The sequence below is a fragment of the Streptomyces sp. LZ34 genome (assembly GCF_053890475.1).
In genome coordinates this window covers 10,786,351-10,798,785 of record NZ_CM132680.1, presented here as the reverse complement: position 1 = coordinate 10,798,785, position 12,435 = coordinate 10,786,351, and the positions used below count along the sequence as shown (strand labels likewise).

The window sequence follows — 12,435 nt, the reverse complement described above, 5'->3', positions numbered from 1 at the left end:
GGCTTGGCGCGGGCGGCGTCCTGGACGCACCATGTGGTGGGGGGAGAAAGAAGGGGTGTCCCCCATGACCACAGGCACACACGCTCCCCACACCGACCACGCCCACCGGCACGGAAGCGGCTGCGGCCACGTCGCCGTACCGCACGCCGACCACATCGACTACGCGCACGACGGCCACCTCCACCGGACGCACGACGACCATGTCGACGAGTGCGAGCCCGCCGCTCACGCCGTCCACGAGGGACATGACCACCAGCACCGTCCCGACTGCGGGCATGTCGCCATCCCACACGGGGATCATGTGGACTACGTCCACGACGGGCATCGCCATGCCCGACATGAGGACCACTGGGACGACCACTGACCGCGCACACCCCGCACCGCTCAATGCCGTGACGGCCGTGGTGCGTTTCCCCATTCCTCCGTCGTTGCGCGCGTGGTCCCCTTCCAGGGCCACACGCTGAGGAGCGCCGCGAGGTATACGGCCGTGGCGACGGCCAGGATGGCGAAGCTCGGCGGCAGCCGCGGCGCGGCGTAGCTCAGTCCCAGACCGGCCCACATCTCGGCCACGGCCAGTCCGGCCGACAGGGCCAGGGCGTGGTACGGGCGGGCGGTGAGCCGGTGAGCGGCTCCAGCGGGCGCGGCGAGCAGGCCGAGCAGCAGCAGGGACCCGACCGCCTGGGTGGCCTCGGCCGCGCAGGCCCCAACCAGGACCAGAAACGCCAGGCCCAGCGCCCGTACCGGCACACCGCGTGCCGCGGCCACCGCCTCGTCGACCGAGGCGAACAGCAGCGGCCGGGCGAGCAGGGCTACGGCCGCGCAGATCACGGCGGCCACCAGCGCCGCCACTCGCGTCTGCCCGGACGACAGGCCGAAGATCGAGCCGAACAGCACACTGACCCCCGCGGTGCCATGAGCGGCACCGCGGGTGGTGTAAAGGGTGAGGAAAAAGGCGCCCAGGCCCAGGATCCAGGCGAAGACGCTGCCGATGGCCACATCGTCGGAGCGACCCCACCGGCCGAGCGAACCGATCACCACGGCGAACACCACGGTCGCCGCGAACAGCCCCAGCCGCAGGTCGTAGCCGAACGCGAGCGCCGCCAGCGCTCCGGTGAACGCCACATGACCGAGCGCGTCGCCGGTGAAGACCTGTGCCCGGAGCACCAGGAAGTACCCCACCAGACCCGCCGCCGCGGCGATCGCCGTCCCGGCGAGCAGCGCGTGTGTGAAGTACGGGTGCCCGAACATACTGAAGACGCTCATGCCGCACCCCCAAAGAGGCGGCCGGCCGCCGGGACACGCCGGGCGAGGGCCTGCCCGAGGAGGCGACCAGGCCGGGCCAGAACATAGGCGGTGAAGGCGAAGGTAGTGACGTAGAAACCGATCGGATACGGTGAGTAGTACGCGGCGATCAGACCAGCCCAGGTCACGGCGAGCGCGATCAGCACCGACGCGGCCAGTCCGGCGACAGGGCGCGCGGTGAGTTGCTGGGCGGTGGCAGGAGCCATCACCAGCAGGGCAAAGACCAGCAGCGTGCCGGTGATCTGGCTGGTCTCCGCGGTTGCCACCCCGAGCAGCACGAGGAACGTCACGGACAGGGCGCGCACCGGCACCCCCCGAGCGGCGGCGACGTCGGGGTCCGCCGAGGCGAACAGCAGTGGCCGGGCGATCACCGCCACCGTGGCGAGCGTCGCCACCGCCACGGTCGCGAGGACGGTCACCTGAGTGGTGGTGATGCCGAGGAAGCTGCCGAAGAGCAGGGAGTTGACCCCGCCGAGGAAGCCTTTGTAGAGCGCGACGAAGAGGAATCCGCAGGCCAGCAGGAACGCCTGGACCGTTCCGGTCAGAGCCGCCTCCTGACCGCTGCCACCCTGGCCGGCGCGCGGGATGGCCGCGATGACCAGGGCGGCCCCGACGCAGAAGGCGAAGTAGCCGAGGACCGGGGTGATGCCCAGCAGGGTGGCGCACGCCGCGCCGGGGAAGCTGACCTGGGCGAGCGTATGGCCGGCGAAGCTCTGCCCGCGCAACACCATGTACCAGCCGATGACGCCCGCCAGGACGGCGACGATGGTACCGGCCCGGAAGGCGTTGACCATGAACGGAAACGCCCACATCGCCCGCAGGTCGGTGACCGGATTCCAGGACCACGCCGGATAGGTGTCAGCCAAGCTCATGGTGGTGACCATGGCCTCCCCCGCCCGTCGCGCCGTGGCCGCCGCCGACCACCACCAGCCGCCCGTCGCCGGCGCGCAGCACCTCCACCGGTGTCCCGTAGAGCCGCGACAGGGTCTGCGTGGTGATGACCTCGCGGGGCGGCCCCGCGGCGGCGCCGCCCTCAGCGATGTACAGCACCCGGTCCAGCCAGGGCAGGATCGGGTTGACGTCGTGCGCGACCATCACCACACTGACGCCCTTCTCTTCGCAGATCCGGCCGATGAGCGCGGCCACCACGCTCTGGTGGGACAGGTCCAGGCTGTCCAGCGGCTCGTCCAGCAGCAGCAGTTCGGGCTCGCGGACGAGCGCTTGGGCGATCAGCAGCCGCTGCTGCTGGCCGCCGGAACACTCCCCGATCGGCCGGTGGGCGTACGCACTCGCCCCGACCAGTTCGATGACCTCGGCGATGCGCTCCCGGGCCGCCCTGCGCCGCGCGCTGAACCGTGGGGGCAACGACAGCGGCAAACCCCAGCGGTCACCGTCCAGGCCCATGCGCACCACGTCGACGCCGCGGATCCGCAAGGACGGGTCGAAGCTACGGCGTTGCGGCAGATAGCCGATCCGGTGCCCGGCCCGGCCGGGGGCGTCACCCAGGACCCGTACCTCGCCCTCAGCGGTGGGCAGGATTCCGAGCACCACCTTGATCAGGGTGGATTTGCCGACCCCGTTCGGGCCGAGGACGGCGGTGAACTCGCCCGCGCCGACGTCCAGGTCCACCCCGGACCACAGGGTGCGTCCGCCGACCCGTACGGCCGCGCCGCGCAGGGACACGATGGGCTCAGCGTCGCCGGGGCGTCCGGCGGTGGTTGTTTTTTGCGGCGGTACGCGGTCGCGTACCACCTCCCGTATCCGGGCCATCGCCTCCACCGTCCCTACTTCTTGCCCGTCGCCTGGGCCAGGGCCTTCTGGATGCCCTTGAGCTGGTGGACCTGCCAGTCCTGGAACGAGGCTCCGGCCGGGGTGAGAGTCTCGGTGACCGTGGCCACCGGGATGCCGGCCGCCTTGGCCTCCTTCATCTGAGCCTGCACATCGCGGGTCGAGTTCTGGCTGTTGTAGACATAGATCTTGATCTTCTTGTTCTTGATCTGCTGGTCGATGGCGGTCTTGTCCTTCGCCGTGGGGTCGGTGCCCTCGCTGATGGCGTCGAGGAAGGACTCGGGGGTGAGCGTCTTCAGGCCGAGGCCCTCGGCGAGCGGGGTGACGATTGACTCGGACGCGCCGATGGGCGTGCCGGCGTAACGGGACTTGATGCCGGACACCAGGCGGTTGTATGGGGCGAGTGTGGTGGCCTCGAAGGTTTTCTTCCGCGCGTCGAAGTAGGCGGCGTCGGCCGGGGCGATCTTCTTGTAGTCGGCGGTGATCTTCTCGATCACCTGGTGGACGTCGGCCGGGGAGTACCAGCGGTGAGGGTTTCCGCCCGGCTTGACGCCGGCCAGGTCGCCGATCTTCAGCTCGGTGCGGTCGCTGCCCGGGTTGGCCGACAGCAACTTGTCGGCCCAGGCGTCGTAGCCGATGCCATTGACGATCATGTACCGGGCGGTGGCGACGGCGCGGCCGTCGGCCGCGGTCGGCTCGTAGTCGTGAGGGTCTGCGGCGGGGTTGTCGATGATGCTCTTCACCTGCACGTGGCTGCCGCCCAGTTGCTGGGCGATGCTGCCCCAGAAGTTCTCCGCCGCCACGACCTGGATCACCTTGCCGGAGGCCGCCTTACCCGAGGCGGACGTGTCGGACGTATCCGAGGAAGCGGTGGAGCAGGCGCTGGTGCCAGTGAGCGCCGCTACGGCGATGACGCCTCCGACGACAGCGCGGGGACGGGGGCGGCGGGATATGGCAGATCTCATGGCAAGGGTCTCCTCGGAGCGGGACGAACACCAGGGAGGCTAAGTGAAAATGGTTTCCAAAACCACTCGACAGCACCTCTTGACAGGAAGCCTGCGATCCAGGAAGCCTTCACGCAACACAATGACATTCATGTTCAACTGGAGGTGATGCGCGGCCATGCGCACCGCGTTCGTCGGCAAGGGCGGGAGTGGCAAGACCACCCTCTCCGCCCTCTTCGCCCAGCATCTGGCCCGCTCAGGCGCCCCGGTCGTCGCCATCGACGCCGACATCAACCAGCATCTGGGGGCGGCCCTGGGACTGGACGAGGACGAGCTGCGCGAGGCCGTCCCCCTCGGCGCACACCTCGCCGAGATCAAGGAGTACCTGCGCGGCGACAACCCTCGCATCGCCTCCCCCGACACCATGGTCAAGACCACTCCCCCGGGACGTGGCTCACGCCTGCTGCGGCCGCTCGGCCCTGATCCGGTGCATACCCGGCACGTCCGGGACATCGAAGCGGTCCGGCTGATGATCACCGGGCCGTTCGCCGAGGAAGACCTCGGTGTCGCGTGCTATCACTCCAAGCTCGGCGCCGTCGAGCTGTACCTGAACCACCTGGTGGACGGCCCCGGCGAGTACGTCGTCGTCGACATGACCGCCGGCGCCGACTCCTTCGCCTCCGGGCTGTTCACCCGCTTCGACATGACTTTCCTGGTCGCCGAACCCACCCGCAAGGGCGTGTCCGTCTACCGCCAGTACAAGGACCACGCCGCCGAGTTCGGCGTGCCCATCGCCGTGATCGGCAACAAGGTGACCAGCGAGGACGACCGGCTCTTCCTCAAGGAACACATCGGCGAGGACCTGCTGGCCTGCTTCGGCCACTCCGACTGGGTCCGCGCCCGCGAACAGGGCCGCCACACCGGCGACCTGGAACCCGAACACCGCCTGGCGCTGCAGGAACTGCGCGCCGCCGTGGACTCCCGCACCAAGGACTGGGAGACCTTCCAGCGACAGGCGATCCAGTTCCATCTCCGCAACGCCCATGCCTGGGCCAACCGCGCCACCGGCCAGGACCTGAGCGCCCAGATCGACCCCGACTTCCGGCACGGACCGGCCGCACTGGCCGCAACCCCCGAGCCGGCGCCCACCGTCGCCGTGGCATCCAGCTGAACCAACCCGCCTTCCACCCGTAACCGACCGATGGGACCACCCCCGCCATGTCACTGAACGTCGCACCCGAACTCCTCGCCCAGGCCGAGCAGGGCGAGATCCGTGACGAGGACTTCGTCGCCACCGTCCGCGCATCACTGCCGTACGCCTATGACCTCATCGCCGGCCTGGCGGGCACACTCCGCGACGGTGACGCCGAGTTCGCCGACAACCACACCCCGCCGCCGTCGGAGGCCGAACGCGGGCAGCTGCTGCGCGCGCTGGCCAGCGACGCCATCCGCGGCAGCCTGGAGCGTCACTTCGGCGTCACCCTGGCGTTCATGAACTGCCACCGGGTAGCCGTGTTCCGGCCGGGCACCGAGGACGGCTCGACGTACGAGAAGTTCACTTCGACGCGGTCCCAGGTACTTAATCAGTCCCCCGAGTTCCGCGACTGCTGACACCCCGCACCCCTACCCCGGAGACCGCGAAGCCCCAGGCCGGATGGCCTGGGGCCGACGCATGTGCGGCCGGGCCTCAGCGACTCGGTGGCGTGGCCACCATGTCGTTGTAGGGGTCCTTCGGGGCCGGGACGCGCTTGACGGTGGTGACGTCCAGAGCCGGGCTCGCGTCGTCCGTACCGATCTTTCCCGTGGGGTGCCACGTGCCGGTGACGGTCACCCAGGCGTCGGCGGGCGGCGCCGCAGCCCCGTGCACCCGCACCTTGCGCACCTGCGCGTCGGCGGCGCAGCAGCTGATGACCAGGCGGCTGACATACCAGGTGCCGTGGCGGCCGGGGGTGGCGAAGCCGGTGAGGCGGACGGTGTGGCCCTTCAGGGTGCGGCTGGTGTCCCAGACCGCCCGGGAGCTGAAGTCGTTCAGGGACATCTCGACGATCCCCTTGCCGGGCAGGGCGGGGAAGAGGCTGTCACCGGAAGCGGACACAGTGGGGGCTTTCGGAGCCTGGGCATCGTCGCGGGAGGCGGTGTACGAGCCGAGAGCGGGCGGTGCCAGAAACAGGATGGTCAGGGCCGGTACGTACAGCAGCCAGGCGACTCGCGGACCGCCTGCGTGATCGTGGCCGTGTCCGTGGTGCATTCGGGGGCGGTTGAAGGGGAATCCGTCGCGGGCGGCGCTGACCGCGCCCAGCAGCACCAGCAGCACACCGGAAGCGATGAGCGCGGGCCGCAGGCCGGACCGGACGTAGCGCAGATACAGGTCGGTCAGCAGGGAGATGTGCAGCAGGCCGACGCCGAGGAACAGGAGCAGCAGCACCTGGACATTGCGCTTCACAGCAGCCACCACCCCACCAGAGCGCTGCACAGTACCGCCGTGACCCACGTGGCCGCCGAGAAGCGCAGTGCGAAGGCGCGCCCGAAGGTGCCCGACTGAAGGGCGATGAGCTTGAGGTCCACCATCGGGCCGACGACCATGAAGGTGAGCCGGGCGGCCGGCGAGAAGCCGGTGAGGGAGGCGGCGACGAACGCGTCGGCCTCGGAGCAGACCGCGAGGAGCACGGCGAGTAGTCCCAGCAGGGGCAGCGACAGCCACAGGGAGTCGGAGAAGAGCCGCAGTACGGAGTGCGGGACCGCGACGTTGAAGGTGGCCGCGGCCGCCGCGCCGAGCACGAGGAAGCCTCCGGCGTGCAGGAAGTCGTGCTGGAGCGAGACCCGGAACTCCTCCGCGCGGCTCGCGCCGAGGGTGTGCCCGGTGGGCCCCTTCGGCAGCCGCAGCCACTCCTCCCGCCCGAGCCGGATCCACAGCCAGCCCATGATGACGGAGGTGAGAAGCGAGGCGATGAGGCGGGCCGCGACCATCTGCGGGTTGCCGGGGAAGGCTACATAGGTCGCGATGAGCACGATCGGGTTGATGGCGGGGGCCGACAGCAGGAAGGCCAGCGCCGCCGCCGGGGTCACCCCGCGCCGCATCAGGCTGCCCGCCACCGGCACCGAGGCGCATTCACAGCCCGGCAGCACCGCCCCGGCGACGCCCGCCACCGGCACCGCGAGCGCCGGGTTGCGCGGCAGCACCCGGGTGAAGACCCACGCCGGGACGAAGGCACTGATCGTGGCCGACACCAGGGTGCCGAGCAGCAGAAACGGCACCCCCTGGATGACGATCGCGGTGAACACCGTCCGCCACGCCGCCACCGCCCGGTTGTCGAGCACGCCGGTGATCTCGGGCTCCAGCACGATCGCGACGACGCCGAGCAGCGCCACCGGAAGACCCGCGATCAACGCGGGGGAGGTGACGCGTACGGCCGCGCCCAGCCCGCTGGGGCCGTCTGGCCGGTCGAGGCTTCGGGGCGACGCCCGGCCGCTGTCACTGCGCTCGCGCGGTGACAGCGCTATGTCGACATCACTGTCCATCACGCCTCCCCCACAGGGATCTTCGCCACGGCGGCATCCGGAGCTCACCTTAGCGGCGGCGGATGGGCGGCAAACACAGCGCGAAACATGCGAGGGCATTCACATGGACGTGGATTTCATTTTCATCTATGGTAAAGTGCGTATTGCTTCCAGCCGAGCGCCAGTGGGGTGATCTGCCGTGAGCAGTCGGATGACCCGGCAGCGAACTGCCATCCTGTGGGTTCTCACCGGCTGTCAGGACTTCGTCTCGGCGCAGGAACTGCACGCGCTGCTGACCGCCGCCGAGGTCCGGATCGGGCTGACCACGGTCTACCGCGCCCTGCGGGATCTGGAGGCGACCGGTGGTGTCGATGTCGTACGCGACGGGGACGGGGAGCGGCTCTACCGCCGGCGACCTGCCGACGGGCACCGCCACTACCTGATGTGCCGCTGCTGCGGCCGCAGTCGGCCGGTGGACTCCGAGGTGGTGGAGCGGTGGGCCGAGCGGATCGGTACGGACACCGGATTCGCCGCGGTGGAGCACACCGTCGAACTCAGCGGCATCTGCGCCGACTGCCAACCCACCACCGACGAAGGAGAACCGCCGCCATGCCGCTGGGAGCCCGCCCGGGGCCGAGCCCGCAGTTGCGCGAGCTGAGGCAGGCCGTACGCCGCCTGCTGGCCTCGACGACGACACCGCCGTAGTGGTCCGGCAACTGACCCGCACCGAGCTCGGCTGCCCGCCCCTGGAGGCTGCGCCGTCCTTCCCATGAACGGCCAGGTCCGCCGCTGGACCCTGCACACCACTACCGAACAGATCACCGAGGACGACCTTCGGGCCACCCTGCTCAACCGCATCCTCACCGAGCAGCACGGGCTGCGGATCGCCGTCATCGAGAACGAGTTCGGCGAGGTCGGCGTCGACGACGCCCTCGTCCTCGACGCCGAAGAAGAGATCTTCGAGATGAACAACGGCTGCATCTGCTGCACCGTGCGCGGCGATCTGATCCGCATTCTGGGTGCCCTGATGCGGCGGCGCGAGACGTTCGGCCACATCCTGATCGAGACCACCGGCCTCGCCGACCCGGCGCCGGTCGCGCAGACCTTCTTCATGGATGGGTCGCGATCGCCTCCGGCCGCCGCGCACACGTACTCGCCCCGGACGGCGACGAACTGTGGGCCACCGAACCCGCCGCCAGCACCGTCACCGACCTCGCCTGGCTCCGCCAGGGGCGGCGACTCGCCGTCGCCGCGTACGGTGCCGTGCGCTGCCACGAACGGCACACTCCTGATCGCCGCATACCGGGACGGCCGCGTGCAAGCCCACCGGCTGCCCTCCCGGACCGCGCTGTGAGTCCCCGTACGGCGACGATCGGCGCCGCCCGCGATCGGCCGTGCACCCTGGTCGTCTGCCGGGGCTGCTGCTGCAGCAACCCGCGCGAGCACCCCTGCACCGACCACCAATGGCAACTCACCGACTGCGCGCCGCGGCCGCCGAATCCGCCGGCCGCCTCGCCGTCCGTACGACGGACTGCCTCGGCCTGTGCGGCCAGGCCAATGTCATCGTGGTCCAGCCCTCCACAGCCGGACGCGGTAAGGGCGGTCGCGCGACCTGGATCGGCTGGGCCAAGGACGACGACGGCACCGACGAATTCCTCCGCTGGGCCGCCGCCGGCGGCCCAGGACTCGCCGAACCACCGGCCATGCTCGAACTGCGGCTCATCCGCCCGCCGAGCGAAGCCCGGACGCGGGCACGCGGACGCGGGCGCGGCCGTGCACGCCGATGAGGCCATGGGCGGCCGCGATGTCCTCGCGGCCGCCCGCCTCGACAACGCCACGGCGGCATCCGTCGCCGCCCCCCTCCAGGCCCTGGCCACACCGTCGCGGCTACCGATCCCTTCGACACTGCGCCAATCGCCGCACTCCGTCACCGAACTCGCCGCCGCAGTCGGCATGGAGCAATCCGCCGTCTCCCACCAACTCCGGCTCCTGCGCGCCCTCGGCCTGGTCAGCGGGCGCCGCGACGGCCGCCGGATCGTCTACCGCCTCTACGACGACCACGTCGCCCAACTCCTCGGCCAAGCCGTCCACCACATCGAACACCTACGGTTCGACATCCGCGACACGCGCTGACGCCACCTGGGGGTGAGCATCTCTGATGGTCACCCCCAGGCGACCGGAGTGGCTATCGGGAGCTATAGGGAAGCAGGGCCATCTCGCGGGCGTTCTTGATGGCGCGGGCGATCTGGCGCTGCTGCTGACGTGTCACATGGGTCACCCGACGACTGCGTATCTTGCCGCGGTCGGAGATGAACTTCCGCAGCAGGTCGGTGTTCTTGTAGTCGACGTAGGTGATGCCGGCGGCGTCCAGCGGGTTGACGCGGGGACGCTTGGCGCCCCGGCGTTCCGTGGTGAGGCGGCGGGCCATGAGCAAGTCCTTTCCGTACGGGGGTGATACGCGGTCAGGCGACAGGGTCGAGCAGTTCGTCGAAGGCACCCGACAGCTCTTTCCAGCCGTCCGGGCCCGCCGCGTACTCGGCGTCGGTGAGGAGGCAGAAGTCGAGCAGGGTCAGGAGACCGTCGCGGTCGAGGCCGGGTGAGGTGAAGGTGAGGTGCTGGCAGCGGTCGCCGTGTTCGGGATGCCAGTCCAGCGAGGCGGCGACGCGGCGCTCGGCCGACACCATCTCCCAGGCGCCGTCCGGCAGCGCGGCCAGCCACGGTCCGGCAGACTCCACACACAGCGCACCGCCCGCAGCGTCCCACGACAGCAGCACATCGGGCCGGTCCGCCAGCCAGAAACGGCCCCGGCTGCGGGCGGCGGCGCAGCTCAGGTCTTCCAGCGCTTCGTAGAGCCGCCCTGGGTGGAAGGGGCGATCGCGCCGCCAGACGAGAGTGCTCACACCGTGCTCGTCGCCGTCCTGCGGCAACAGCGCGCAGGCCGGGTGCTGGCGGGCGGCCGCCGCCGCCACATCGAATCCGGCCAGCAGGGCGGGCCCCATGTCTCCGTCGCCGACGCGTACCTGTCGTGCGCCCGGGGTGAGCTGGGCGAGCAGTGCGTGGTCGCCGTCGTCCGCGAGTTCGTCGACCGATGTGCCCTCGGCGACGGCGATCACGGTGGGGTATTCCGTCTGCCGGGCGAAGGTGTCGGCGATGGTGCGCTGGTCGGTCGGAGCGGCGGCGAGACCGGCCTCGACCAGATCGTCGCCATTGGACAGATAGGGCACCACGAGGGCGGGGTCGATCGCGGTTGCCACGCCGGTCAGCGTCAGGGGTGCGCCCTCGGCGGCGATGACGGCGGCCATGGCCTGGGGTTCGACCGAGTCCCACAGTTCGACGACGGCCAGCCGGTGGCCGCCGTTCTCGGCCAGGCGCAGCAGCTCGGGGACCATGTCCTCCCGGAGCGCGCAGCACGCGCAGTCGTTCACCAGGGGCGCGTCGCCGCTGCCCAGCAGTCCTTGGGCGTCTCTTACGGTGCGGTGCACGGCGCTGTCGGTGGCGGCGGACAGGTCGTGGTGCAGCGCCACAGAGCCGGGCACCGTGCGCAGGATCTCCTCGACGGCGGCCCGGCGGGCGTCGGCGTGCAACCCGCCCACGATCGCGACGGGCAGCCGCGCCTCGTCCGCGTTCACCGGCCCCTCCGTCCGCGTCCGTAACGCCGCTCGAAGCGCTCGACGCGCCCTGCGGTGTCCACGACCCGCTGGTTGCCGGTGTAGAAGGGGTGGCTCGCCGAGGAGATCTCGACGTCGATGACCGGGTAGGTGTTGCCGTCCGCCCACTCGACGGTCGTGTCACTGGTGGCCGTGGAGCGGGTGAGGATGGCGAAGTCGGCGGACCGGTCACGGAAGACGACCGGCCGGTAGGCGGGGTGGATACCGGGCTTCATGGCGGTCAGCGCTCCTCTCGGAAGTCGACGTGGCGGCCGACGACCGGGTCGTACTTGCGCAGGGTCATCCGGTCGGGGTCATTGCGGCGGTTCTTGCGGGTCACATAGGTGTAGCCAGTGCCCGCGGTGGACCTCAGCTTGATGATCGGGCGTAGTTCATTGCGTGCCATGAGCCGCAGCATACATGGAGTTGGTTTTCATTTTCATCAAGCTGCTACTGTGCCGCCCACAGTGACCCCGAACGATGAAGAGGGAGCGATCATGTCCGCTCACTGCCAACTCACCGACCGGCAACCCGGCTTCGGCAACCACGTATCCCACTCACACCGCCGCACCAAGCGCCGGTTCGACCCCAACATCCAGCACAAGCGCTACTGGCTGCCGAGCGAGGGCCGCCACATCCGGCTCACCCTCAGCGCCAAGGGCATCAAGACCGTCGACGCGATCGGCATCGAGGCCGCCGTGGCCCGCATCCGCACCAAGGGAGGAAAGGTCTGATGGCGAAGAAGAGCAAGATCGCCAAGAATGAGCAGCGGCGCCTGATCGTCGCCCGTTACGCCAAGCGCCGCGCCGAGCTGAAGGCGGCCATCGCCGACCCCCGCACCTCCGACGAGGAACGCACCGCCGCCCAGCGGGAACTGCGCCGCCAGCCACGCGACGCCAGCGCCACCCGCGTACGCAACCGCGACTCCATCGACGGCCGCCCCCGCGGCCACCTGCGCACCTTCGGCCTGTCCCGCATCCGACTGCGCGAGATGGCACACGCGGGCGAACTCCCCGGCGTGACCAAGAGCAGCTGGTAGCCCTCGACCGGGGCCACTTCACACCCCGCGGTTCGGCCGGGCGGCACCCACAGCCACCCGGCCCGACCGCGCCAGGACCGACAATCCGCCGACATCCACACATCCGCCGCCCAGCGTCGCCCCCAGGCAAGCATATTGACAATGATTATCGTGTGCTACGGTCAAGGGCAGGTAAACCCGCAGCTCACCGCTCCCCTGGAAGACACCTGTGAACCTG

18 protein-coding genes and 1 pseudogene are annotated in these 12,435 nt (G+C 70.2%); 9 read left to right on the top strand and 10 right to left on the bottom strand.

Annotated features, from left to right (window positions below; genetic code table 11):
* Positions 1-64: 64 nt before the first annotated feature.
* Positions 65-364 carry a hypothetical protein gene (locus ACWY4P_RS46335; RefSeq protein WP_456206826.1) on the top strand — a complete coding sequence of 100 codons (300 nt, stop codon included), beginning with the start codon at positions 65-67 and terminating at the stop codon, positions 362-364.
* Between the two features lie 20 nt (positions 365-384).
* Here ACWY4P_RS46335 and ACWY4P_RS46330 read toward each other — a convergent pair whose 3' ends face one another.
* From ACWY4P_RS46330 to ACWY4P_RS46315, 4 genes are read right to left on the bottom strand one after another with little or no spacing between them, the layout of a single operon-like run.
* Positions 385-1,263, bottom strand: a complete 879-nt coding sequence (locus ACWY4P_RS46330; protein ID WP_456206825.1) for a metal ABC transporter permease — start codon at positions 1,261-1,263, stop codon at positions 385-387.
* Entirely contained in the window at positions 1,260-2,174 is a 915-nt protein-coding gene (locus ACWY4P_RS46325) for a metal ABC transporter permease (RefSeq protein ID WP_456206824.1), read from the bottom strand. The genes ACWY4P_RS46330 and ACWY4P_RS46325 overlap by 4 nt, the downstream gene beginning before the upstream one ends.
* Complete coding sequence (locus ACWY4P_RS46320) at positions 2,161-3,072, bottom strand: metal ABC transporter ATP-binding protein (protein ID WP_456206823.1); 912 nt, start codon at positions 3,070-3,072, stop codon at positions 2,161-2,163. The genes ACWY4P_RS46325 and ACWY4P_RS46320 overlap by 14 nt, the downstream gene beginning before the upstream one ends.
* A gap of 14 nt (positions 3,073-3,086) precedes the next feature.
* Positions 3,087-4,055 (bottom strand): metal ABC transporter solute-binding protein, Zn/Mn family, encoded by a 969-nt coding sequence (locus ACWY4P_RS46315; RefSeq protein WP_456206822.1) that lies wholly within the window; start codon positions 4,053-4,055, stop codon positions 3,087-3,089.
* Between the two features lie 157 nt (positions 4,056-4,212).
* Here ACWY4P_RS46315 and ACWY4P_RS46310 point away from each other — a divergent pair, with 157 nt between their 5' ends.
* On the top strand, positions 4,213-5,205 hold the full coding sequence (locus ACWY4P_RS46310; protein WP_456206821.1) for an ATP-binding protein: 993 nt from the start codon (positions 4,213-4,215) through the stop codon (positions 5,203-5,205).
* Between the two features lie 47 nt (positions 5,206-5,252).
* On the top strand, positions 5,253-5,645 hold the full coding sequence (locus tag ACWY4P_RS46305) for an SCO5389 family protein (RefSeq protein WP_456206820.1): 393 nt from the start codon (positions 5,253-5,255) through the stop codon (positions 5,643-5,645).
* Positions 5,646-5,721: 76 nt separating this feature from the next.
* Here ACWY4P_RS46305 and ACWY4P_RS46300 read toward each other — a convergent pair whose 3' ends face one another.
* Both ACWY4P_RS46300 and ACWY4P_RS46295 read right to left on the bottom strand, forming a co-directional pair.
* Positions 5,722-6,477 (bottom strand): TIGR03943 family putative permease subunit, encoded by a 756-nt coding sequence (locus ACWY4P_RS46300; RefSeq protein ID WP_456213284.1) that lies wholly within the window; start codon positions 6,475-6,477, stop codon positions 5,722-5,724.
* Entirely contained in the window at positions 6,474-7,553 is a 1,080-nt protein-coding gene (locus ACWY4P_RS46295) for a permease (RefSeq protein WP_456206819.1), read from the bottom strand. The genes ACWY4P_RS46300 and ACWY4P_RS46295 overlap by 4 nt, the downstream gene beginning before the upstream one ends.
* Before the next feature lie 190 nt (positions 7,554-7,743).
* On the opposite strand from ACWY4P_RS46295, the gene ACWY4P_RS46290 reads away from it, so the two are divergent.
* The 4 genes and pseudogenes from ACWY4P_RS46290 to ACWY4P_RS46275 all read left to right on the top strand — a co-directional run bounded on the left by ACWY4P_RS46290 (position 7,744) and on the right by ACWY4P_RS46275 (position 9,665).
* Entirely contained in the window at positions 7,744-8,190 is a 447-nt protein-coding gene (locus tag ACWY4P_RS46290; protein WP_456213283.1) for a Fur family transcriptional regulator, read from the top strand.
* Positions 8,191-8,301: 111 nt separating this feature from the next.
* Entirely contained in the window at positions 8,302-8,886 is a 585-nt protein-coding gene (locus ACWY4P_RS46285; RefSeq protein WP_456206818.1) for a GTP-binding protein, read from the top strand.
* Positions 8,883-9,319, top strand: a pseudogene (locus ACWY4P_RS46280) ((2Fe-2S) ferredoxin domain-containing protein). The gene ACWY4P_RS46285 and the pseudogene ACWY4P_RS46280 overlap by 4 nt, the downstream one beginning before the upstream one ends.
* A 4-nt stretch (positions 9,320-9,323) precedes the next feature.
* Positions 9,324-9,665, top strand: a complete 342-nt coding sequence (locus ACWY4P_RS46275; protein ID WP_456213282.1) for an ArsR/SmtB family transcription factor — start codon at positions 9,324-9,326, stop codon at positions 9,663-9,665.
* 52 nt (positions 9,666-9,717) lie between these two features.
* Here the strand turns inward: ACWY4P_RS46275 and rpsR are convergent, their stop codons facing one another.
* Genes rpsR through rpmG form a run of 4 tightly spaced genes read right to left on the bottom strand, consistent with a single transcriptional unit; the run spans position 9,718 to position 11,585 of the window.
* Complete coding sequence (gene rpsR / locus ACWY4P_RS46270; protein ID WP_456206817.1) at positions 9,718-9,960, bottom strand: 30S ribosomal protein S18; 243 nt, start codon at positions 9,958-9,960, stop codon at positions 9,718-9,720.
* Between the two features lie 34 nt (positions 9,961-9,994).
* Entirely contained in the window at positions 9,995-11,161 is a 1,167-nt protein-coding gene (locus ACWY4P_RS46265; protein WP_456206816.1) for a CobW family GTP-binding protein, read from the bottom strand.
* Positions 11,158-11,415 carry a type B 50S ribosomal protein L31 gene (locus tag ACWY4P_RS46260; protein WP_456206815.1) on the bottom strand — a complete coding sequence of 86 codons (258 nt, stop codon included), beginning with the start codon at positions 11,413-11,415 and terminating at the stop codon, positions 11,158-11,160. The genes ACWY4P_RS46265 and ACWY4P_RS46260 overlap by 4 nt, the downstream gene beginning before the upstream one ends.
* Before the next feature lie 5 nt (positions 11,416-11,420).
* Positions 11,421-11,585, bottom strand: coding sequence for a 50S ribosomal protein L33 (gene rpmG, locus ACWY4P_RS46255; RefSeq protein WP_009719228.1), 165 nt, complete (start codon positions 11,583-11,585; stop codon positions 11,421-11,423).
* A gap of 91 nt (positions 11,586-11,676) precedes the next feature.
* Between rpmG and rpmB the strand changes: the two genes are divergently transcribed.
* Together rpmB and rpsN are read left to right on the top strand one after the other, a co-directional pair.
* Complete coding sequence (gene rpmB / locus ACWY4P_RS46250; RefSeq protein WP_456206814.1) at positions 11,677-11,913, top strand: 50S ribosomal protein L28; 237 nt, start codon at positions 11,677-11,679, stop codon at positions 11,911-11,913.
* On the top strand, positions 11,913-12,218 hold the full coding sequence (gene rpsN / locus ACWY4P_RS46245) for a 30S ribosomal protein S14 (protein WP_456206813.1): 306 nt from the start codon (positions 11,913-11,915) through the stop codon (positions 12,216-12,218). Before rpmB ends, rpsN begins: the two co-directional genes overlap by 1 nt.
* The last annotated feature ends 217 nt before the right edge of the window (positions 12,219-12,435 follow it).

Bases quoted from the DNA above. Each gene is read 5' to 3' on its own strand.
- ACWY4P_RS46335 (WP_456206826.1), top strand. From the start codon at position 65: ATGACCACAGGCACACACGCTCCCCACACCGACCACGCCCACCGGCAC.
- ACWY4P_RS46330 (WP_456206825.1), bottom strand. From the start codon at position 1,263: ATGAGCGTCTTCAGTATGTTCGGGCACCCGTACTTCACACACGCGCTG.
- ACWY4P_RS46325 (WP_456206824.1), bottom strand. From the start codon at position 2,174: ATGAGCTTGGCTGACACCTATCCGGCGTGGTCCTGGAATCCGGTCACC.
- ACWY4P_RS46320 (WP_456206823.1), bottom strand. From the start codon at position 3,072: ATGGCCCGGATACGGGAGGTGGTACGCGACCGCGTACCGCCGCAAAAA.
- ACWY4P_RS46315 (WP_456206822.1), bottom strand. From the start codon at position 4,055: ATGAGATCTGCCATATCCCGCCGCCCCCGTCCCCGCGCTGTCGTCGGA.
- ACWY4P_RS46310 (WP_456206821.1), top strand. From the start codon at position 4,213: ATGCGCACCGCGTTCGTCGGCAAGGGCGGGAGTGGCAAGACCACCCTC.
- ACWY4P_RS46305 (WP_456206820.1), top strand. From the start codon at position 5,253: ATGTCACTGAACGTCGCACCCGAACTCCTCGCCCAGGCCGAGCAGGGC.
- ACWY4P_RS46295 (WP_456206819.1), bottom strand. From the start codon at position 7,553: ATGGACAGTGATGTCGACATAGCGCTGTCACCGCGCGAGCGCAGTGAC.
- ACWY4P_RS46290 (WP_456213283.1), top strand. From the start codon at position 7,744: ATGACCCGGCAGCGAACTGCCATCCTGTGGGTTCTCACCGGCTGTCAG.
- ACWY4P_RS46285 (WP_456206818.1), top strand. From the start codon at position 8,302: ATGAACGGCCAGGTCCGCCGCTGGACCCTGCACACCACTACCGAACAG.
- ACWY4P_RS46275 (WP_456213282.1), top strand. From the start codon at position 9,324: ATGGGCGGCCGCGATGTCCTCGCGGCCGCCCGCCTCGACAACGCCACG.
- rpsR (WP_456206817.1), bottom strand. From the start codon at position 9,960: ATGGCCCGCCGCCTCACCACGGAACGCCGGGGCGCCAAGCGTCCCCGC.
- ACWY4P_RS46260 (WP_456206815.1), bottom strand. From the start codon at position 11,415: ATGAAGCCCGGTATCCACCCCGCCTACCGGCCGGTCGTCTTCCGTGAC.
- rpmG (WP_009719228.1), bottom strand. From the start codon at position 11,585: ATGGCACGCAATGAACTACGCCCGATCATCAAGCTGAGGTCCACCGCG.
- rpmB (WP_456206814.1), top strand. From the start codon at position 11,677: ATGTCCGCTCACTGCCAACTCACCGACCGGCAACCCGGCTTCGGCAAC.
- rpsN (WP_456206813.1), top strand. From the start codon at position 11,913: ATGGCGAAGAAGAGCAAGATCGCCAAGAATGAGCAGCGGCGCCTGATC.